Source organism: Halomonas alkalicola, assembly GCF_030704205.1.
Taxonomy (GTDB): Bacteria; Pseudomonadota; Gammaproteobacteria; order Pseudomonadales; family Halomonadaceae; genus Halomonas; species Halomonas alkalicola.
On sequence record NZ_CP131913.1, the window covers coordinates 2,645,894 to 2,666,627 of the forward strand.

The 20,734-nt window shown below is 70.7% G+C and carries 18 protein-coding genes and 1 pseudogene; 15 read left to right on the forward strand and 4 right to left on the reverse strand.

What is annotated here, in order from left to right:
* Positions 1-191 precede the first annotated feature (191 nt).
* The 13 genes from ccmA to B6N23_RS12635 all read left to right on the forward strand — a co-directional run bounded on the left by ccmA (position 192) and on the right by B6N23_RS12635 (position 15,328).
* Entirely contained in the window at positions 192-839 is a 648-nt protein-coding gene (ccmA, locus tag B6N23_RS12575) for a cytochrome c biogenesis heme-transporting ATPase CcmA (protein ID WP_305499397.1), read from the forward strand.
* Positions 826-1,569, forward strand: a complete 744-nt coding sequence (gene ccmB / locus B6N23_RS12580) for a heme exporter protein CcmB (RefSeq protein ID WP_169959280.1) — start codon at positions 826-828, stop codon at positions 1,567-1,569. Before ccmA ends, ccmB begins: the two co-directional genes overlap by 14 nt.
* A 14-nt stretch (positions 1,570-1,583) precedes the next feature.
* Positions 1,584-2,324, forward strand: a complete 741-nt coding sequence (locus tag B6N23_RS12585) for a heme ABC transporter permease (protein WP_305499400.1) — start codon at positions 1,584-1,586, stop codon at positions 2,322-2,324.
* Positions 2,324-2,563, forward strand: a complete 240-nt coding sequence (ccmD, locus tag B6N23_RS12590; RefSeq protein WP_305499402.1) for a heme exporter protein CcmD — start codon at positions 2,324-2,326, stop codon at positions 2,561-2,563. Before B6N23_RS12585 ends, ccmD begins: the two co-directional genes overlap by 1 nt.
* 1 nt (position 2,564) lies before the next feature.
* Positions 2,565-3,086 (forward strand): cytochrome c maturation protein CcmE, encoded by a 522-nt coding sequence (gene ccmE / locus B6N23_RS12595; protein WP_169959644.1) that lies wholly within the window; start codon positions 2,565-2,567, stop codon positions 3,084-3,086.
* Positions 3,087-3,098: 12 nt separating this feature from the next.
* On the forward strand, positions 3,099-5,117 hold the full coding sequence (locus B6N23_RS12600) for a heme lyase CcmF/NrfE family subunit (protein WP_302139541.1): 2,019 nt from the start codon (positions 3,099-3,101) through the stop codon (positions 5,115-5,117).
* Entirely contained in the window at positions 5,114-5,647 is a 534-nt protein-coding gene (locus B6N23_RS12605) for a DsbE family thiol:disulfide interchange protein (protein WP_169959277.1), read from the forward strand. Before B6N23_RS12600 ends, B6N23_RS12605 begins: the two co-directional genes overlap by 4 nt.
* Positions 5,638-6,111, forward strand: coding sequence for a cytochrome c-type biogenesis protein (locus B6N23_RS12610; protein WP_305499411.1), 474 nt, complete (start codon positions 5,638-5,640; stop codon positions 6,109-6,111). The genes B6N23_RS12605 and B6N23_RS12610 overlap by 10 nt, the downstream gene beginning before the upstream one ends.
* A complete protein-coding gene (gene ccmI, locus B6N23_RS12615) occupies positions 6,108-7,358 on the forward strand; it encodes a c-type cytochrome biogenesis protein CcmI (RefSeq protein WP_305499416.1) in 1,251 nt (416 codons plus the stop codon). The genes B6N23_RS12610 and ccmI overlap by 4 nt, the downstream gene beginning before the upstream one ends.
* A gap of 19 nt (positions 7,359-7,377) precedes the next feature.
* Positions 7,378-10,863 (forward strand): chromosome segregation protein SMC, encoded by a 3,486-nt coding sequence (smc, locus tag B6N23_RS12620; RefSeq protein WP_305499419.1) that lies wholly within the window; start codon positions 7,378-7,380, stop codon positions 10,861-10,863.
* Positions 10,864-11,089: 226 nt separating this feature from the next.
* Positions 11,090-12,838, forward strand: coding sequence for a cell division protein ZipA (gene zipA / locus B6N23_RS12625; protein ID WP_305499422.1), 1,749 nt, complete (start codon positions 11,090-11,092; stop codon positions 12,836-12,838).
* A 142-nt stretch (positions 12,839-12,980) separates the two neighbouring features.
* Positions 12,981-15,062 carry an NAD-dependent DNA ligase LigA gene (gene ligA, locus B6N23_RS12630; RefSeq protein WP_305499424.1) on the forward strand — a complete coding sequence of 694 codons (2,082 nt, stop codon included), beginning with the start codon at positions 12,981-12,983 and terminating at the stop codon, positions 15,060-15,062.
* Entirely contained in the window at positions 15,059-15,328 is a 270-nt protein-coding gene (locus B6N23_RS12635) for a YheU family protein (protein ID WP_110068854.1), read from the forward strand. The genes ligA and B6N23_RS12635 overlap by 4 nt, the downstream gene beginning before the upstream one ends.
* A 35-nt stretch (positions 15,329-15,363) precedes the next feature.
* On the opposite strand, the gene mnmC is transcribed toward B6N23_RS12635, so the two are convergent.
* Both mnmC and B6N23_RS12645 read right to left on the reverse strand, forming a co-directional pair.
* Positions 15,364-17,382 carry a bifunctional tRNA (5-methylaminomethyl-2-thiouridine)(34)-methyltransferase MnmC2/FAD-dependent 5-carboxymethylaminomethyl-2-thiouridine(34) oxidoreductase MnmC1 gene (gene mnmC, locus B6N23_RS12640; RefSeq protein WP_305499426.1) on the reverse strand — a complete coding sequence of 673 codons (2,019 nt, stop codon included), beginning with the start codon at positions 17,380-17,382 and terminating at the stop codon, positions 15,364-15,366.
* 175 nt (positions 17,383-17,557) lie between these two features.
* The gene (locus B6N23_RS12645; RefSeq protein WP_110068852.1) at positions 17,558-17,857 is read right to left on the reverse strand and encodes a YciI family protein; all 300 of its coding nucleotides are present in this window, start codon (positions 17,855-17,857) and stop codon (positions 17,558-17,560) included.
* A 115-nt stretch (positions 17,858-17,972) separates the two neighbouring features.
* On the opposite strand from B6N23_RS12645, the gene B6N23_RS12650 reads away from it, so the two are divergent.
* Positions 17,973-18,875 (forward strand): PHP domain-containing protein, encoded by a 903-nt coding sequence (locus B6N23_RS12650; protein WP_305499428.1) that lies wholly within the window; start codon positions 17,973-17,975, stop codon positions 18,873-18,875.
* A 42-nt stretch (positions 18,876-18,917) separates the two neighbouring features.
* Entirely contained in the window at positions 18,918-19,541 is a 624-nt protein-coding gene (locus tag B6N23_RS12655; protein WP_110068850.1) for an L-threonylcarbamoyladenylate synthase, read from the forward strand.
* A 5-nt stretch (positions 19,542-19,546) separates the two neighbouring features.
* Here B6N23_RS12655 and B6N23_RS12660 read toward each other — a convergent pair.
* Together B6N23_RS12660 and B6N23_RS12665 are read right to left on the reverse strand one after the other, a co-directional pair.
* Positions 19,547-19,690 (reverse strand): annotated as a pseudogene (locus B6N23_RS12660) (ion transporter); the annotation flags it as partial.
* Between the two features lie 109 nt (positions 19,691-19,799).
* A complete protein-coding gene (locus B6N23_RS12665; protein WP_305499430.1) occupies positions 19,800-20,678 on the reverse strand; it encodes a CYTH domain-containing protein in 879 nt (292 codons plus the stop codon).
* Positions 20,679-20,734: the final 56 nt, after the last annotated feature.

The window sequence follows — 20,734 nt, forward strand, 5'->3', positions numbered from 1 at the left end:
GGTCGGCTGGATACTGTTGGTATATACAGTATCTGGCAAGCATAGCAGGGCCGGCCGATCGCGCAAGGGGAGGGCATCGGCGGGTGGCTTGACCCGGGTCAACCGCGACCGGCTGACGCAGGCGGTAATCTGGCAGCAAAACCGCTTTCCGTGTAGAGTCTCGAGCCAAATTACCCATCCCGGAGTGTGCCTTGACCCTGAGCCTGCAAGCCCGAAAGCTGGCCTGTGAGCGGGATGATCGCTGGCTCTTCGAGGATCTCGATCTGGATATCCACGCGGGCGAGATCGTTCGCATCGAAGGCCCCAACGGCAGCGGCAAGACCACGCTGCTCAAGATCCTCTCCGGCCAGCTCGCCGACTATCAGGGCGAGCTTTACTGGAACGGCGCGCCGATGCGTGAATCGCGCCAGGCCTTTCTCGAGAGCCTGCTCTACCTGGGCCATGCCCCGGGGGTGAAGGGGGCCCTGACGCCGCTGGAGAACCTGACCTGGTACCAGGCCCTGGCCGGCGAGCGCGGCAACGAGGCGGCGCGCCTGGCCGCCCTGGAGTCGGTGGGGCTTGTGGGCTTCGAGGATGTGCCGGCCGGGCAGCTCTCCGCCGGGCAGCAGCGTCGGGTGGCGCTGGCGCGGCTGGAGCTGACGCCGCGCCCGCTGTGGGTGCTGGACGAGCCCTTCACCGCCATCGACCGCGACGGCGTGGCGGCGCTGGAGGAGCGACTGATCGTGCATGCCCGCGCCGGCGGCTGCGTGCTGGTCACCACCCACCATGAGCTCAGGCAGACCGACGAGCTGCGCCGCGTGCGCCTGGGCAGAGGAGGGCAGCCGCATGGCGGGCTCTGAGACTCGGCTGGCGGCCGCCGAGAGCCGCGAGTCACGGCACGGGGAACCTGGCGGCGGCCTGGGGGTCGCACTCTGGGCGACCCTACGCCGTGACCTGGTCCTGCTGATGCGCCGGCGCAGCGAGGTGCTCAACCCGCTGGTGTTCTTCGCGCTGGTGATCACCCTGTTTCCGATCGGCATCTCGCCGGATCCGCAGCTGCTGGCCACCATCGCCCCGGGCCTGCTGTGGGTGGCGGCGCTGCTGGCGGCGCTGCTCTCCCTGGACAGCCTGTTCCGCGGTGACTACGACGACGGTTCCCTCGAACAGCTGCTGCTGACGCCGCAGCCGCTGCCGATGCTGGCGCTGGCCAAGGTGGCGGTGCACTGGCTGCTGACCGGCCTGCCCCTGGCGCTGATGGCGCCGGTGCTGGGGATCATGCTGTCGCTGCCGGCCGGCAGCTACCTGACACTGGCGTTCTCGCTGGCGCTGGGCACGGCCAGCCTGAGCCTGATCGGCGCCATCGGCGCGGCGCTGACCGTGGGGCTCTCCCGCGGCGGCGTGCTGCTGTCGCTGCTGGTGCTGCCGCTCTATATCCCGGTGCTGATCTTCGGCGCCGGTGCGGTACAGGCGGCAATCCTCGGCGACGGAGCCGTCGCCCATCTGGCAATCCTGGGCGCCCTGCTGGCCCTGGCGCTGATGCTGGCCCCCTGGGCCATCGCGGCGTCACTGCGTATCAGCATCAACGGTTGAGAGGTGGAAGAAGCATGTGGGCCTTTATTAACAAGTTGCGTTCCCCCAAGTGGTTCTACGCCATCGGGGCCAGGCTGCAGCCGTTCTTCTGGCTCGCCGCGGCCGCGCTGATCCTGGTCGGCACCGTCTGGGGCCTGGCCTTTGCCCCCGCCGACTACCAGCAGGGCAACAGCTTCCGCATCATCTACGTGCATGTGCCGTCGGCCTTCCTGGCCCAGTCCATCTTCGTCAGCATGGCGGTGTGTGGCCTGGTCTACATGGTCTGGAAGATCAAGGTGGCCGACATGGCCGCCGCCATGATGGCACCGCTGGGCGCGGCCATGACCTTCGTGTCGCTCTTCTCCGGCGCGGTGTGGGGCGTGCCCACCTGGGGCACCTGGTGGGTGTGGGACGCCCGCCTGACCTCGATGCTGATCCTGCTCTTCCTCTACCTGGGGGTGATCGCCCTGCGCGGCGCCTTCACGAGCCGCGACAGCGCCTCCCGGGCCGCCTCGGTGCTGGCCATGGTGGGGGTGATCAACATCCCGATCATCAAGTACTCGGTGGACTGGTGGTACACCCTGCACCAGCCGGCCACCTTCACCATCACCGGGCGCGTCGGCATGCCGATGGAGATGTGGGCGCCGCTGCTGATCATGGTGCTGGGCTTCTACAGCTTCTTCATTGCCCTGACCCTGATGCGCACCCGCAGCGAGATCCTGCGCCGCGAGTCCAACAAGCGCTGGGTGCGTGACCTGGCCGGGGAGGAACGCTGATGACCTTCGAATCCTTCAACGAATTTATTGCCATGGGGGGCCATGCCCCCTACGTCTGGGCCGCCTGGGGCGTGACCGGCGCACTGCTGGTGGCGATCGTCCTGCACGCCCGCGCCGAGCGTCGCCAGCTGCTGCGCAACCTGCAGCGCCGGGTGCGGCGCGAGGAGCGCCTGGGTGCCAACCAGAACGAGATGGCTGGAGTTTCACATCACACGGGTGGTAATCGCCATGACACTTAGCCTGACACCGAAGCGCAAGCAGAAGCTCTACGTGATCCTGGGCCTGATCGCCCTGGCGTCCGTGGCCGTGGGCCTGACCCTCTATGCCCTGCGCGCCAACATCAACCTCTTCTTCAGCCCTATCCAGATTGCCGCCGGCGAGGCGCCCTTCGAGCGCCAGATCCGCGCCGGCGGCATGGTCAAGGAGGGGACGGTAGTACGCAACCCCGACAGCCTGGACGTGGAATTTTACGTGACCGACTATGTGGACGACCTGCGCGTGCACTACAGCGGTATCCTGCCCGACCTGTTCCGGGAAGGGCAGGGCGTGGTGGTGGTCGGCCAGCTGCAGCACGAGGGCTACCTCAAGGCCGACCAGGTGCTGGCGCGCCACGACGAGAACTACATGCCGCCCGAGGTAGCCCAGGCGCTGGTGGACGCCGGCTACAAGCCCGAGGACTTCCAGCAGAAGGCCGCCGAGGTGGCCAAGCGCCTGGAGGCCGAGGAAGCCAACGGCGACGGCGCCACCAGCAGCTCGTACTGATCAGGAGTGCCCATGCTGACCAAGATGATTCCCGAGATCGGCCACTACGCCCTGGTCATCGCCCTGCTGCTGGCGATGGTGCAGGCGGTGATGCCCCTGGCCGGTGCGGCGACCCGTCGCCCGCTGTGGATGGCCTATGCCCGGCCCATGGCGGCCGGTCAGTTTCTGTTCGTGGCCATCGCCTATGCCTGCCTGACCACGAGCTACATGCTGGACGACTTCAGCGTGATGAACGTGGCCAACAACTCCAACTCCATGCTGCCCTGGTACTACAAGTTCAGCGCGGTGTGGGGCAACCACGAGGGCTCGGTGCTGCTGTGGAGCCTGATGCTGGCCGGCTGGGGCTACTTCGCCGCGCGCTACTCCCGGGAGCTGCCCCGCGACATGGTCGCCCGGGTGATGGGCGTGATGGGCCTGGTCTGCGTGGGCTTCCTGCTCTTTATCCTGGTCACCTCCAACCCCTTCGAGCGGATCCTGCCGCACATGCCGGCGGACGGCGCGGACCTCAATCCGCTGCTCCAGGACATCGGCCTGATCCTGCATCCGCCGATGCTCTACATGGGCTATGTGGGCTTCTCGGTGGTCTTCGCCTTCGCCATCGCCGCCCTGCTGGGCGGGCGCCTGGATGCTGCCTGGGCGCGCTGGGCGCGCCCCTGGACCAACCTGGCCTGGGCCTTCCTCACCGTGGGCATCGCGCTGGGCAGCTGGTGGGCCTACTACGAGCTGGGCTGGGGCGGCTGGTGGTTCTGGGATCCGGTGGAGAACGCCTCCCTGCTGCCCTGGCTGACCGGCACCGCCCTGATGCACTCCCTGGCGGTCACCGAGAAGCGCGGCGCCTTCAAGAGCTGGACCCTGCTGCTGGCGATCTCCACCTTCTCGCTGTCGCTGCTCGGCACCTTCCTGGTGCGCTCCGGGGTGCTCACCTCGGTGCACGCCTTCGCCAATGACCCCTCCCGCGGCTTCTTCATCCTGATGCTGCTGGGGATCACCGTGGGCCTGTCGCTGCTGATCTTCGCGCTGCGCGCCCCGCGGGTCAGCCACAAGGTGGGCTTCGGCTGGCTCTCGCGTGATGCCCTGCTGCTGATCAACAACCTGATGCTGGTGATCATCACCATCACCGTGCTGATGGGCACCGTCTATCCGCTGATCCTGGATGCCCTGGACCTGGGCAAGATCAGCGTGGGGCCTCCCTACTTCAATGCGCTCTTCGTGCCGCTGACCCTGATCATGTGCGTGTTCATGGGGCTCGGGCCGATCGCCCGCTGGAAGGACACCGCGCCGAGCCTGCTGATCCAGCGGCTGTGGCTCTCCGCCGCGGTGGCCGTGGTGCTGGGGGCGGCGCTGCCGCTGATCTTCGCCGAGCGCTGGAGCGCGCCGGTGGCCATCGGCCTGATCGCCGCGCTGTGGATCGTGCTGCCCATGCTTCGCGATCTCTATGACAAGACCCGCCACGCCAGCTCCCTCGGAGCGGGGCTCAAGAAGCTGTCGCTGGCCTACTGGGGCATGCAGCTCGGCCACCTGGGCGTGGCGGTGACCATCGTCGGCGTGGCGATCGTCTCCAACTACAACATCGAGCGCAATGTGCGCATGGGGCCGGGCGACAGCGTCCAGGTCGCCGGCTACACCTTCACCATGATCGAGCTCACCGATCGTCGCGGCCCCAATTTCCTGGCCGACCGCGCGGTGATCGAGGTGCAGCGTGGCGACCGTGAGCGCAGCTTCACCATGAACCCCGAGAAGCGCCTCTACATCGCCACCGGCATGCCGATGACCCAGGTGGCACTGCGCCCCGGCCTGTTCCGCGACCTCTACGTCGCCATGGGCGAGGACCTGGGCGACGGCAGCTGGGCCATGCGGGTGCAGTACAAGCCCTTCGTGCGCTGGCTGTGGCTGGGCGGCCTGCTGATGTCCATCGGCGGCGTACTGGCCGTGGCCGACAAGCGCTACCGCCGCCTGGCCACCGCGCCGGATCCCGAGGAGGCCGCGCTCAAGGCCGCCTCGGGTGCCCCCGGCAAGGAGGCGGCTGCATGAATCGTCGCCTGCTGCTGCTGCTGCCGCTGGTTGGCTTCCTGGCGCTGTCGCTGTTCCTCTACCAGGGGCTCTCGCTGAACCCCTTCCACCGGGAATCGGCGCTGATGGCCCGTGACTTCCCGGAGTTCGACCTCCCCACCCTGGAGGACCCGGAGCGCCGGGTGGATCGCTCGCTGCTGACTACCGGCGAGCTCACCCTGGTCAACGTCTGGGGCGAGTGGTGTCCGGAGTGCAAGCGCGAGATGCCGCAGCTGCTCGACCTCTCCCATCGCCACGATGTCCGCATGGTCGGCATCAGCTGGAAGGACACCCGCGAGAAGGGCCTCGGCTTCCTCGAGGAGTTCGGTAATCCTTTCGAGATCAATATCTTCGACCCGGACAACGAGCTGGGCTTCGAGCTCGGCGTGTTCGGTGCGCCGGAGTCCTTCCTGGTGGATGCCGACGGGGTGATTCGCTATCACCACGTGGGCTACATCTCGCCGGGCGAGGTGCGCGAAAAGATCCTGCCGGAGGTGGAAAGATGGCGCTGATGCGAAACCTGATCACGACGCTCGCCCTGCTGCTGGTGGCCGGCCTGGCCCAGGCCGGGGCCATCGAGGTGCGCGAGTTCGACGACCCGGTGCTGGAGCAGCGCTACCGAAGCCTGACGGCCTCGCTGCGCTGCCCCACCTGCGAGAACCAGGCGATCAACGACTCCGATGCACCGGTCTCCGGCGACATGCGTGACCGCGTCTACCTGCTGCTGCATGAAGGCATTTCCGACATCGAGATCCGCGACCACATGGTGCAGCGTTTCGGTGACTACGTGCTCTACAACCCGCGCCTGGAGGGCCGCACCTTCCTGCTTTGGGGGCTGCCAGCCGGCCTGGTGCTGCTCGCTACCCTGCTGGTGGTGCTGATCGTGCGGTCCCGCCAGAACGCCTCCGCGCAGGCGCTCTCTGCCGAGGAGCGTGCCCGCCTGCAAGCCCTGATCAACCGCGAGAGAACCGAATGACTCTGTTATGGATTGCCTTCGCCGTCCTGCTGCTGCCGGCACTCTGGCTGCTGGTCGCGCCGCTGCGCCGGGCGCGTGCCGTGCATGACGCTCAGCGCGACCACGAGATCAACGACCGTACCGCGGAGCAGAACGTGGCGATCTTCCAGCGGCGCCTGGCGTCCCTGGAGGCGGCCCTCGAGCGTGGCGATATCGACCAGGCCCGCTACGAGGAGGATCGCCTGGAGCTCGAGCGCGGCCTGCTCGAGGACACCGAGGGCCTCAAGCGGGCGCCGCTCAAGGCCTCCGCCTCCGGCCGCCTGGTCGTGCCGATCGTGATGGTGCTGGTGGTGGCAGCCAGCGTGCTCTGGTACCAGCGCGAAGGTGCCGAGGGCGACCTCACCCTGCTCGCGCTGCAGCAGGAGGTGCAGAACCACCCCGATGGCTCCATCGAGATGCTGATCGAGCGCCTCGAGGAGCAGGCCGTGCGCCAGCCCGGCAATCCCAACGTCTGGTCCTCGCTGTTTCCGCTCTACCGGGATATGGGCCAGGGCCGTGAGGCGATCCACGCCCTGGAGCGGCTGATCGAGCTCGAAGGGCGCCACCCCTCGCTGCTTGGCCAGCTGGCCCAGATCGAGTTCTTCGTCGCCGACCGCCAGCTGACCCCCCGGGTGCAGGCGCTGGTGGACGAGACCCTGGAGCGCGACTCCAGCCAGCCCACGGTGCTCGGGGTGCTGGGTATCGAGGCCTTCGACCGCAGCGACTACGAAGGCGCCATCGACTACTGGCGGCGCGCCATCGCGGGCATGTCGGATGCCGCCTCCGGCCAGGCGCTGCGGGAAGGCATCCGCGTCGCTCAGGAGCGGCTGGGCGTCGAGCCCGAGGCTCGGGAGCCGACCATGGGCGAGGCCCAGGGAGACGGCATCCGCGTCCGGGTCAGCCTGGATGAGGCCCTCGAGGGGCGCCTGGGCGAGCAGGCCACGGTGTTCGTGGTGGCGCGCGATATGGAGGGCGAGCTGCCCCCCCTGGCCGTGGCCCGCTTCCCGGTCAGCGAGCTGCCCACCGAGGTGGTCCTCGACGAGCGCCACGCCATGTCGCCGGAGGCGAGCCTCGCCCAGGTGCGCGAGGCGCGGCTGATGGTGCGCGTCTCGGCCAGCGGCGACGCGGCCCCCCAGGCCGGCGACCTGTTCGGCGATCGCGAGGGGGTGCCGGTGGGTGCCACCGACGGCGAGCCCGTCGAGGTGGTGGTCGACCGTGTCTTCGACTAGCCTCGGCGGATAGTCGCCGATGCGCCTCAAGTCGATCCGCCTGGTTGGCTTCAAGTCCTTCGTCGACCCGGTCACGGTGCCCTTCGATGGCAACATGACCGCCATCGTCGGGCCCAACGGCTGTGGCAAGTCCAACATCATCGACGCGGTGCGCTGGGTCATGGGGGAGTCCTCCGCCAAGACCCTGCGCGGCGAGTCGATGACCGACGTCATCTTCAACGGCTCCACCGGCCGCAAGCCGGTGGGGCAGGCCGCCATCGAGCTGCTCTTCGACAACCGTGACGGCGCCATGGGCGGCATCTACGCCCAGTATGCCGAGATCGCCGTCAAGCGGGTGGTGACCCGCGACGCCCAGTCCTCCTACTTCTTCAACGGCCAGAAGTGTCGCCGCCGCGACATCGCCGACCTCTTCCTCGGTACCGGCCTCGGTCCGCGCTCCTACGCCATCATCGGCCAGGGCATGATCTCGCGCCTGATCGAGGCGCGCCCCGAGGAGCTGCGTGCCACCCTGGAGGAGGCCGCCGGCATCTCCAAGTACAAGGAGCGACGCCGAGAGACCGAGAGCCGCATGCGCCGCACCCAGGAGAACCTGGATCGCCTGGAGGATATCCGCGAGGAGCTCGACAAGCAGCTCGAGCGCCTCCGGCGCCAGGCCGAGGCCGCGCGCCGCTACCAGCAGCTCAAGAACGAGGAGCACCGGGTCAAGGGCGAGCTGGCCCTGCTGCGCGCCCGGGCCCTGCGCGCCCGTCAGGGCGAGGAGGAGAGCCGGGTCGGCGAGCTCGAGACCGCGGTGGAGCGCGAGGTGCTGGGACTGCGTCAGTGCGAGACTCGCCTCGAGGAGGCCCGGGTCGACCACGACCGCCTGGCCGCCGAACTCGACGCCGAGCAGTCACGCTTCTTCGAGACCACCACCGCCATCGCCAGGCTGGAGCAGGATCTCGAGCATGCCCGCGCCCGCGATGCCCAGCTGGCCCGCGACCTGGAGGCCGCCCACCGCGACCTCCAGGAGCTGGCGCGCCTGGGCGAGGACGACGGCGAGCGGCTGGCGCGCCTTGAGGAGCGCCTGGAGACCCTCACCCCGGAGCGCGAGGCCCTGGCCGAGCAGCTCGAGGAGCTGGAGGCGGCCCTCGAGGAGGCCGAGCCCGAGGCGGAGGAGGCCGACGCCGCCTGGGAGGCCTTCAGTGAGCAGTGGCGCGAGGCGAGTCGCGAGGCCGAACGCGGCCAGGATCGCCTGCGCGAGCAGGAGTCACGCCTGGAGCGCCTCGGCGCCGATGAACAGCGCCGCCGCCAGCAGCAGGCGGAGCTGCCCGACATCGCGGCGCTGGCCGAGCAGCGGGCCGAGCTCGCCGAGCGGCTGGCCGAGCTGGAGCTCAGGCGCGAGTCCCTGGAGGCGCGCCGCGAGAGCCTGCAGCAGGCCCGCGACGCGGCCCGGGAGGCGGCCCGCGACAGCGAGGCCGCCCGCGAGGAGCAGCGTCAGCGCCGCAGTGAACTGCAGGGGGAGCTCGCCTCCCTGGAGGCGCTGATCCAGGCCGGGCTGGCCGATCACGACGAGGCGCTGGATGCCCACCTGGCCGGGCTGGGCCTCGCCGAGGCTCCGCGCCTCGGCGAGTGCCTCTCGGTCGATGACGGCTGGGAGGCCGCGGTGTCCTGGGTGCTGGCGCCCTGGCTGCGGGCCCGACTGGCCTCCCTGGACCCCGCCGCCCTGACGGCGCCTCCGGCGGAGCTGGGGCTGGTCGAGGCGCGCGAGAGCGAGGCGCCCGCCGGCACCCTGGCGAGCCGCGTCCGGGGCGCGGGCGCCGCCGCCCGCTGGCTGGCGACCATCCGCTGCGTCGAGAGCCGCGAGGCCGCCTGGGCCGAGCGCGAGACCCTCGCCCCCGGCGAGAGCCTGATCACCCCCGACGGCCTCTGGCTGGGCGCAGGCTGGATGCGCCATCGCGGGCTGGGCGATGGCCCCGATGCCCTGCTGGTGAGCCGTCGCCGCCAGGCCGAGGCCGAGGCCGCCTGCGCGGCCGTCGAGTCTCGCCTGGAGGAGCAGGAGCGGCGGCTGGCCGAGCAGCTGGAAAGCGCCGAGCAGGCCGAGCGGGACCTGGAGGCGTGCCGCCTCGAGGAGCGCGACCTGGATCAGCAGCGCCAGCAGCTGGCGGTGCAGCAGAGCGGGCTGGCCAGCCGCCTGGAGCACCTGGAGGGCCGCGCCGCCGAACTGGCCGAGGAGCTCGCTGGCCTCGCCGAGGCGCGCGAGGAGGCGCGGCTCGACATCGAGGAGGCGCGCGACCGCTGGCAGCAGGCCATGACGCGGCTCGAGGAGGGCGCCGAGCGCCGCGAGCGGCTCGAGCGCGAGCGGCAGGCCGCCCGGGAGCGGCTCGCCTCGCTGCGGGCCCGCCAGCGCCCCCTGGCCGAACAGCTGCAGCGCCTGGCCCTCGAGCAGGAGCGCCTGGCCGCCGAGCGCACCGGCCTCGCCGAACAGCAGGGGCGCGCCGCCGAGGCACGCGAACGCCTGCAGGGGCGCCGCGAGGAGCTCGAGGAGGAGCGCGAGCTGCTGCGCGAGCCGGAGGAGGAGCGCCGCGAACGCCTCGACGAGCTGCTCGACCGCCGCGAGCGCGAGGAGCGCGCCCTCAACGCGGTGCGTGCCCGCTCCGCCGAGCTGGTGGAGCGCCTGCGCGAGGACGAGCAGGCGCGCCAGGGCCATGAGCGCCGCCTGGAGGGCATTCGCGAACGCCTCCAGGAGGCGCGCATGCAGGTTCAGGCCCTGCACCTCAAGGCCGAGACCCAGGACGAGCAGCTGCGCGAACTGGGCCTCGAGGAGCGCGAGCTGGCCGAGGGGCTCGACCCCAACGCCACCGAGTCCGCCTGGCAGACTCGCCTGGAGGAGCTCGGCGAGCGCATCCGCCGCCTCGGCGCCATCAACCTCGCGGCCATCGAGGAGTATGACCAGCAGGCCGAGCGCCGCGACTACCTGGAGGCCCAGCATGCCGAGCTCAGCGAGGCGCTGGAGACCCTCGACCGGGCGATCCGGCGCATCGACCAGGAAACCCGGGCCCGTTTCCGCGACACCTTCGAGCGGGTCAACGCCGGCCTGCAGTCGCTTTTCCCCCGGGTCTTCGGCGGCGGAACCGCATGGTTGACCCTGACCGGGGAGGATTTGCTGGAGACCGGGGTCGCCATCATGGCGCGCCCGCCCGGCAAGAAGAACAGCACCATTCACCTGCTCTCCGGTGGCGAAAAGGCGCTGACCGCCCTGTCGCTGGTCTTCGCCATCTTCCAGCTCAACCCGGCCCCCTTCTGCATGCTGGACGAAGTGGATGCGCCGCTGGATGATGCCAACGTGGGTCGCTATGCGAAGCTGGTGAAGGAGATGTCGGAGAGCGTCCAGTTCATCTATATCACCCACAACAAGATCGCCATGGAAGCCGGCGATCGACTGATGGGGGTCACCATGCAGGAACCGGGGGTGTCGCGGCTGGTATCGGTGGATGTCGAGGAAGCCGCCGCCCTCGCCGAAGCCTGACGGGCTTGATGCCGAGGAATAAAAGGGGTAACAAGGAGAGTGGTCATGCTGCATTGCATGGATGCTAGGGGATCATCGAAGGGCGATTGCGCGGGGCATCGTCGACTCAGGGCAGGAAATCCCGGAGGGTTGACAAATAAAAAAAGTGGCCCCTTTTTTGGCGATCGCGCTATGCTATGGACGGACAACCATCAGGCATGGCGCCTAAGCGAAAGGCTGACGACCCATGGAACTTAGAGAGTGGCTGATCATCCTGGGGTTGGCGCTGGTGACCCTCATCGTGGTGGATGGGGTGCGTCGCCTTCAGCGCCAGCGGCGAGTTCCCCGCCTCGATGAGGTAGCGGAAGAGACTCGCGGCACCGACCCCGACGAGCAGGCCCGCGAGGCCGAGATCAACTGGGAATTGCCCAACGGAGGGGCGCGAGTCGTCAGGCCCGCGGACTACAGCCAGGTGCAGCCCAAGCCCAAGCTGGAGCGCCAGGAACATCCTGGCCCATCCCGCGTGCTGGCCAGTTTCCGCCGCAAGGCCGAGGCCTTCCGCAGCGATGGCGAGGCGCCGGCCGCGAAGCGCGAGCCCGGGCTAGGCGTCGGCGAAGGGGTTGCCGACACGCCTGCCGATGCCAAGGCCGCCGATGCCAAGGCCGCCGATGCCAAGGCCGCCAAGGTCAAGGTCGCCAAGGCCAGGAAGGACGAGCCGGTTGCCGCGGCCTCGGTCGCATCGGTCGAGCCAGCCGCGGCGGCACCGGCCGAACCCGTTCAGGCCGAATCCACACCGCTGGATGCCGTTCAGCCCGAGCCCGCCAAGGCCGAGCCCGATCAGGCTGAGACCGTCAAGGCAGAGCCCGTCAAGGCCGAGTCCGCTCAGGCCGAGCCGCCCCGTCCGAAGGCTGCCGACCCGCTCCAGGCCGAGCGCCGCGAGCCGGGCCTCTCTGCCCTGGACGATGACGCTGTCCTGGCGGTAGGCACCGATGAGCCCCTGGCCGCTGATCCCGACGATCATGACGGCCATCCGCAGGATGACGAACGCTACCGGCTGGTGGACCTGGAAGGCATGGGGGACTCCCTGAAGAGCGGCTCCAGACGCGTGGGCGCCTCCGTCCAGCGCTTCGGGGCCTCCCTGCAGAAGACCCTGGCCGAGCGCCGGGAGCAGAAGCGCCTGGAGAAGGCGCGTCGCGAGAAGGAGAAGGCCGAGAAGGCCGCCCTCGACGCCGAGCATCAGCGCCTGGCTCGGGAGCAGGCCGAAGCGGAGCGTGCGGCCCTGGAGGCCGAGCGCCGCCGCCTCGAAGCTCAGGCCATCGCCGAGGCCGACGACAACGACCCGCTCTTCGCGCCGCCCCGCGCCCGCCGCAGCGAGCCCGCCGACGTCGAGTACGAGTACGAGTACGATACTGCCCGGGCGGATGACCTCCGTGACCCCGAGCCCGACCTGGCGCCTGCGCTCAACAGCGACAAGGTGCGCGTGCACCCGGTGCTGGAGAAGGCGCTCCGCCACGATGTCAGCGCCGGGCATGCCCGGGAGACCCTGAGCGCAGCCAGCGAGCTGATCGTCATCAGCGTGATGTCGCGTGATGAGGAAGGCTTCTCCGGCGCCGCCCTGCTGGATCTGATGCTGGCCTGTGGCCTGCGCTATGACCGCGACATGGGGGTCTTCCACCGCTTCGAGACCGAGGACCCGGAGAGCCGCCTGCAGTTCTCCATGGTCAACGTGGTCAAGCCGGGCAGCTTCCCCATCAAGGCCATGGATGAGTTCCGCACCCCGGGCATCACCCTGCTGATGCCGCTGCCCGGTGCCGACGACCCCTCGGCCGCCTTCGAGGCCATGGTGGAGACCGCCATGGTGATCGTGCGCCATCTGGGCGGTGAGCTGAAGGACGAGAACCACAGCGTGATGACCGCCCAGACCGTCGGCTTCGCCCGTCAGCGCGTGCAGGAGTTCGTGCGCCGCCATCGCCTGCACCGCTATCAGGTGAACTGACCAGCGGCATCGGCCAGGCCCCATCGACACCCCCCGGCATCCCACCGGGGGGTGTTGCTTTGGTAAGCTTGCAGGCCTTGATTGCTTCCCGCTGCGGGCCATCCGCCTCGACGCCCTGCCAACCATCGAGACACTGTTTTCCATGACCAACGCCGATCAGTCGCTTCTCGACGAGGTGGCGCGCCTGCGCGCCGAACTCGATGACGCCAACCATCGCTACTACGTGCTCGATGACCCGAGCCTCACCGACGCCGACTATGACCGCCGGCTGCGGCGCCTGCAGGAGCTTGAGGCGGCTCATCCGGCGCTGGTGACCCCGGACTCCCCCACCCAACGGGTCGGGGCGCCGCCGGACGCGGGATTTCCCGAGATCGAGCACGCGGTGCCGATGCTGTCGCTGGACAACGCCTTCAGCGAGGAGGAACTGGCCGCCTTCGTTGCCCGGGTGGCGGAGCGGCTGGAGGTGGAGGGCGACGCGATCGCCTTCTGCTGCGAGCCGAAGCTCGACGGTGCCGCCGTCTCCCTGGTCTACGAGGAAGGCGTGCTGATCACCGGGGCTACCCGTGGCGATGGCCGCACCGGCGAGGGCATCACCTCCAACCTGCGCACCCTGCGCTCCATCCCGCTGCGGCTGCGCGGCGACGCTCCCCCGGCCCTGCTCGAGGTGCGCGGCGAGGTGACCATCGATCACGCCAGCTTCGAGGCGATGAATGCCCGGGCCCGGGCCGAGGAGGCCAAGGTCTTCGCCAACCCCCGCAACGCCGCCGCCGGCAGCCTGCGCCAGCTCGACCCCAGGGTCACCGCCACCCGCCCGTTGACCTTCAGCGCCTACCAGGTGGCACGCATCGAACCGCCCCAGGGGGATGCCACCCACAGCGCGCTGATGGCCCACCTCGGCGACTTCGGCTTTCGCACCAGCCGGGAGCTGGCTGTCGTTACGGGCGCGGCGGGGATCATCGACTACTGTCGGCGCCTCGGCGAGAAGCGCGACGGGCTGGACTACGACATCGACGGCGTGGTGATCAAGGTCGACGACCTGCGCCTGCAGCGCGAACTGGGCTTCGTGGCCCGGGCGCCGCGCTGGGCCATCGCCTTCAAGTTTCCCGCCCAGGAGCAGACCACCCGGCTCAACGACGTGGAGTTCCAGGTGGGACGCACCGGCGCCATCACCCCGGTGGCCCGCCTCGAGCCGGTCTCGGTGGCCGGGGTTACCGTCTCCAACGCCACCCTGCACAATGCCGACGAGATCGCGCGGCTCGGCGTCATGATCGGCGACACCGTGGCCATTCGCCGCGCCGGCGACGTGATTCCCCAGGTGGTGCGGGTAATGAAGGAGCTGCGGCCCTCCGATGCCCGCGAGATCGTCTTTCCCGAGCGCTGCCCGGTGTGCGAGGCCGAGATCGAGCGCCTCGAGGGCGAGGTGGTGGCTCGCTGCTCCGGCGGGCTCTACTGTGCCGCCCAGCGCAAGGAGGCGCTCAAGCATTTCGCCTCGCGCCGTGCGCTGGATATCGACGGGCTCGGAGAGAAGCTGATCGAGGCGCTGGTCGAGCGCGACTGGGTCACCACCCCGGCGGATCTCTTTCGCCTGGAGGCCGAGCGCCTGGCGGAGCTGCCGCGCATGGGGGCGAAGTCCTCGGAGAACCTGGTGGCGGCCCTGGCCAAGGCCCGGGCCACCACCCTGGCGCGTTTCATCTATGCCCTGGGGATCCGCGAGGTGGGCGAGGCGACGGCGGCCAACCTGGCGCGCCACTTCGGCACCCTGGAGGCGCTGATGAGCGCCGAGCAGGCCGATCTCGAGGCAGTGGAGGATGTGGGCCCCATCGTCGCCGCCCACGTGCATACCTTCTTCCGTCAGCCCCACAACCGCGAGACCGTCGACGACCTGATCGCCTGCGGCCTGCGCTGGGAGGAGGAGGCGGTGGGCGAACGGCCGCAGCCGCTGGCCGGCCAGACCTGGGTGCTCACCGGCACCCTGGCGAGCATGACCCGCGACGAGGGCAAGGCGCGGCTGCAGGCGCTGGGCGCCAAGGTGGCCGGCAGCGTCTCCAAGAAGACCGCGGGTCTGGTGGCCGGGGAGGCCGCCGGCAGCAAGCTGGAGAAGGCGATGCAGCTCGGCGTGCCGGTGCTCGACGAGGCGGCCTTCCTCGAGCGGCTGGCCGCCTGGGAGGCCGGCGAACGCGAACGCGCCAGCCACCAGGGTAGCGACGAGGAGGGCGAAGCATGAGCGGACGCTTTATCGAGGTGCCTTACCGCATGCTGCCCGCCGAGACCCTGGAGGCGCTGCTGGAGGCCTTCGTCACCCGCCAGGGCTATGACACCAGCGATACCGGCGAGGGGATGCGCGGCTGGGTGGGGGAGCTCCGGCGCCAGCTCGAGCGCGACGAGCTGATCATCGCCCACGACCTGCAGACCGAGACCACCGAGGTGATGACCCTGGCCCAGTGGCGGGCCTTTGGGCGGGACCTGGCTGATGACGAGGAAGAGGGGTAGGGCCCCCTCCACGAGCCGTTCCTGACGCCTCTCGCTTACTTGCCCTGGATGATGTCGCGAATCAGCCGCCGGCCGGGATGCAGGTGGTCGGCGAGCGGCTGCTCCAGGGGCAGCGGCTCGTCGCAGATCCGCGAGGCGATGAGCTCCGCGCAGAGCGGGGCGCTGGCGAGCCCTCGCGAGCCGTGGGCGCTGCTGATCCAGAGTCCGGCATGGTGGCGCCCGGAGACGTCCGGGACGCGAGTGGCGTCCTTGGCCAGCACGGCGTAGTCCTCCCGCCACGCCTCGGCGTCGGGCACCGGGCCGGCGTAGGGTGACTTGTCTGGGCTCGCCGCCCGCACGCCCACCCGGCCGGTGAGGCGCTCGGGCGCGAGGTCGGCGCCGGCGGCGCGCAGGACCGCCACGAAATCGGGCAGGCCGCGGGCGAGCTCGGCCAGGTTGGCCGCGTGGTCGGCCTCGCGCTCGGTGGGGTCGGTCTCACCGGGGCCGAAGGTGGCGCCGAAATTGAGCACCCCGTCCGCCGCGGGCGGCACATAGCCGCCGGCGCACACCACCCGCTCCAGGGCGGGGGCGCCCTCGGGCAGGGCGAGCTGGCTGACCTGTCCGCGTACCGGCTGCAGCGGCAGGCCGGCGGTCTGGGCGAAGGCGGCGGCCTCGCTGGCCCCGGCGACCACCACCTGGTCGGCCGCGAGGCGCTCGCCGTCGGCCAGGGTCAGCGCCCAGCCGTCGTCCTCCGCCTGCAGGGCCCTGACCTCGCCCTGGCGGAAGCGCACGCCCGGGCTTGCCGCGAGGCGAACGCAGAGCTCCAGGGGGCGGACCCAGGCGGCATTCGGGTAGTCCAGCGCGGGGGCGGTGACCCTGACGCCGGCGACGGCGCTGGCCGCCTCGGCGTCGAGGCCGCGCACCACGCTCTCCGGCAGGGGGTGTCCCGCCAGGAAGCGCGCCTGGCGTGCCTGCTCCTTCTCGCTCAGCGCCAGCTGCAGCACGCCGCTGGGGCGCCACAGGCGCTGGTCCGGGTCGAGCCACGCCAGCCAGCGCCGGCTGTGGAGCAGCCCGGCCAGGTAGACCCGGCTCTGGAGGTTGGTCTCCACGGCCAGCTTGACGTAGAGCGCCCCCTGCAGGTGGGTCTCGCCCAGGGTCGCCCGGTCGAAGCGGTCGATGAGGGTGACCTCGATGCCGCGCCGCGACAGGGCGGCGGCCACGCTGGCGCCGGCGATGCCGGCGCCGATCACCGCCACATGACGCGGCGGCCGAGCCGCAGGCGGCGTGAACCAGGGGGCGCGGGTGCGGCGGGGATCCTCGGGGGGGCTTGTGATATCGCCGGCCAGCATCTCGCGCTTGCGCCCGAACCCCGGCACCTTGCGCCAGGCGAAGCCCGCCGCCGCCAGGCCACGCTTGACCACCCCGGCGCAGGTGAAGGTGGCGAAGGTGGTGCCGGGGCGCGAGCGGGCGGCCATGGCCGCGAACAGCTCGGGCTGCCACATCTGGGGGTTCTTCGCGGGCGCGAAGCCGTCCAGGAACCAGGCGTCGACCCGGCCATCGAGCAGGGCGAGGCGCTCGGCGGCGTCGCCGAAGTGCAGGTCCAGGGTGACCCGCGGGTCGAGCCACAGCCGGTGGACGCCCGCCACCGGCTCGGGCCACTGGGCCAGCAGCGCCTCGGCGCGGTGGGCCAGGTCGGCCCAGCTGGCCCACCGCGCCGAGGCCAGGTCCTCGCGGGAGAGCGGAAACTTCTCGGTGGAGACCAGGTGCAGCCGCGCCTGCGCCGGGGCATGGGCGTCGAAGCAGGCCCAGGCGACCAGCATGTTGAGCCCGGTGCCGAAGCCGGTCTCGCCGATCACGAAGGGCCGGCGCGCCTGCCAGTCGGCGAAGCGCTGCGGCAGCCGGTTGCCGCCGAGGAAGACATGCTCGGTCTCGGCGCGGCCGTCGTGGCGCGAGAAGTAGACGTCGTCGAAGGCGGCGGAGCGGGGGGCCTCCTCGCCGGTGTCATCGCGCTGCCAGTCGAGGCGAGCGGTCTCCAGGGCGGCGAGCGGGGGCAGGCCATCGGGGGCGGCGGTCACGGGAGCTCCATGGCGGGGGTGGTCTCAGGCGAGAGGGCTGGTCACTATCTGATCAATGGCGCCGCGGCGGCGCCCCATGCCGGCTGGGGAAAAGCGTCCGCGGCGTTTCAACAGTCTTATCCACAGCCTCTGTGCAAAACTCGGCTGTGGACAAGGTGCCGTGAAGGGCAGGGGGTCAGGGCATCACCTTCTTGAACGGCTTCACCGTGACCCTGGCGTAGACCCCGGCGATCATGTAGGGGTCGGCGTCGGCCCAGGCCTGGGCCTCCTTGAGGCTCTCGAACTCGGCGACCACCAGGCTGCCGGTGAAGCCCGCCTCGCCCGGGTCCTCGCTGTCGATGGCCGGGTGGGGGCCGACCAGCACCAGACGGCCCTCGTCACGCAGGAGCTCGAGGCGCGCCAGGTGATCCGGGCGGGCGGCCAGGCGCCGTTCCAGGCTGTTGTTCACGTCTTCACTGATGATGGCATAGAGCATGGCAGTGGTTTCCTCGGGTTGGACGGCTGGCGCTGCAGGATGCGCCTGCGATTGACCGCGCAGGGCCTGGCGCGCACCATGGAAAGCCATTCTGACAAAGTCCCCAGCCGGCGTCATGCCAATGTCCCCACTTCCCGCCCGTTTCGAGGGCGACCCCGAACCGCTCGCCATCGACCTGCACATGCACTCCACCGCCTCGGATGGCGCTCTCTCGCCCGAGGCGCTGCTGGCGCTGTGCAAGGCGCGGGGGCTGACCCACGTCGCGCTGACCGACCACGACACCCTGGCCGGGGTGCCAGAGGCCGCGGCGGCGGCGGCGCGGGAGGGGCTCACCCTGATCCCCGGCACCGAGCTCTCCACCCAATGGCGCGGCCACAATATCCACGTGGTGGGGCTGCTGCCGCAGGGCGTGCGCGGCCCCCTGGCCGAGGGGCTGGCGGCCCAGGCCGAGGCGCGCGAGCGGCGGGCGCTCAAGATCGCCGAGCGTCTGGAGAAGCTAGGCCTCGAGAATGCCCTGGCCCGGGCCCGGGAGCAGGCCGGCAGCGAGCGCCCCCTGGGCAGGCCCGACTTCGCCCGGGCGCTGGTGGCGGCGGGCCTGGTGCCCGACGTCGCCACCGCCTTCAAGAAGCACCTGGGCGATGGCAAGGCCGGGGACGTCAAGTCTCACTGGCCGGGGCTCAGCGAGGCGGTGGCCTGGATCGTCGCCGCGGGCGGCGTAGCGGTGCTGGCCCATCCGCTGCGCCACGGCCTGACTCGGCGCAAGCGCGGCCTGTTGCTGGATGCCTTCCGCGAGGCGGGCGGGCAGGCCGCCGAGCTGGTCAGCGGCTTCCAGAACCCCGATGCCACCCGCGACCTGGCCCGCCAGCTCCAGGAGCGCGAGCTCTACGCCTCGCTGGGCAGCGACTTCCACTTTCCCGGCGGCCACCTGGCGCCGGGCAGCATGAGCCCGGTGCCGCGCACGGCCACGCCGCCGGTGTGGACCCACCCCAGGCTCGTCGCCTGCGTCGGCGCGCTATAGTCACACCATCATCCGCATGGCCTTTGCACAGGGAGCGACACCATGAGCCAGTTCTTCCAGCTTCACCCCGACAACCCCCAGAAGCGCCTGATCGACCAGGCCATCCAGATCATCCGCGCCGGCGGGGTGGTGGCCTACCCCACCGACTCGGGCTACGCCCTGGGCTGCCACCTCGGCGACAAGAAGGCCGTCGAGAAGATCAAGCGGCTGCGCTCCCTGGATGACAAGCACAACTTCACCCTGGTCTGCTCCGATCTCTCGGAGATCGGCACCTACGCCAAGGTGGACAACGCCGTCTTCCGGCTGCTCAAGGCCCACACGCCGGGGGCCTATACCTTCATCCTGCATGCCACCACCGAGGTGCCGCGACTGCTGCTGCACCCCAAGCGGCGCTCCATCGGGGTGCGGGTGCCGGACCACGCCATCACCCATGCCCTGCTCGAGGCGCTGGGCGAGCCGCTGATGAGCGTGACGCTGATCCCGCCGGGCGATGAGCTGCCGATGACCGATGCCGAGGAGATCCGCGACCGCTTCGGCGCCCAGCTCGACCTGATCATCGACGGTGGCGCCTGCCACCTGGAGCCCACCAGCGTGGTGGACCTGCGCGACCTGCCGCCGACGATCCTGCGCGAGGGGCGCGGCGACGTCGCCCCCTTCCGCGAGTAATGGCAGCCGCCGCCGGGGCACGCCTCGTCGGAGTGGCGCTCCTGGCGGATCGAGCGGATCACCTGGGCCGAGAAGACCCCGGTGGGCACCACGATGATCGAGTAGCCGGTGAGCATGACCATCACCGAGAGCCCCTGGCCCAGCGGGGTGTCCGACTCGAAGATGATCTGGAAGGCGCGGGTGCGCAGGCCTTCCCCGCCGGGCTTGAACTCGAGATTCATGGCGCTTTTCCTTGAGCCGGTTCGCGAAGGGGCAGGGTCAGGCGAGGGCGTTGTCGGCGGGCAGGCTCCGGGCCAGGCGCACCATGGCCAGGCCGAACGCCGGGGTCAGCCAGACCGGATCGCCAAGCGCCTCGGCCAGCCCTCGCGCCGCGTCGCCGCGGTCGCCTCCGCGGTCGCTGCTGCTCGCCTCGGCCAGCCGCGCGAGGGCCTCCCGGGCCGCCTGGCGCCAGGTGTCATCGTCGCTGTCGGCCAGGGCATCCAGGGCCACCACGGCGCGATGCAGCCAGGCACTGGGCGTGCCCCCCTCGGGCAGCCGCCAGGCGCCGGCCAGCAGGGCGCCACCCCGGGCGGCCTTGCTGGTGTCCGCGGGGTGCAGTGGCACCGCGCCGGCCAGCGCCTCGGCCAGCGACCAGAGGGCCTCGGGCTCGCCCTCCTTGAGCTCGAGCTCCAGTTCGCGGATGGCCACCCGCCGGCCGGCGGCCGCGATCTCTCCCTCGTCCAGGGCCACCTCGATGCGCGCACCTGCGTGATCGATGAGGCGGGTCTCGCGGCGGAAGTCGGTGGTGAAGCGAGGCTCGAGCCGGGCGAGCACCCCGTCGCCCAGCGCGGCCGGCGGCAGCCCGGCCAGGCCCGCCAGGTCGAGCCCCGGCCCGGGGACCTCCCACTCCCACTCGCCGCGGCGCGACAGCCCGCCGCCGCCCGCGCCACGGGTCTTCACCGTCTGCAGCACCCGCCCGTCCAGCCGCCGCAGGCGCAGCGCCATGCGGGCCGCCTCCAGGTCGCCCTGGGGGGTGTCGAAGTAGGTGTTGCCGAGGTGCTGCACCTCGCAGGCGAGGCCCGCCAGCAGGGGGTGGCGGCGCAGCGCCGCGGGGCCCTCCTGGCCCAGGGCGAGCTTCAGCTCTATCTCATGACTCATGGCGGTGCCACCTCGTGTCGATGAATTCTGGATGATTTTTCCATGACGCTGGCAGG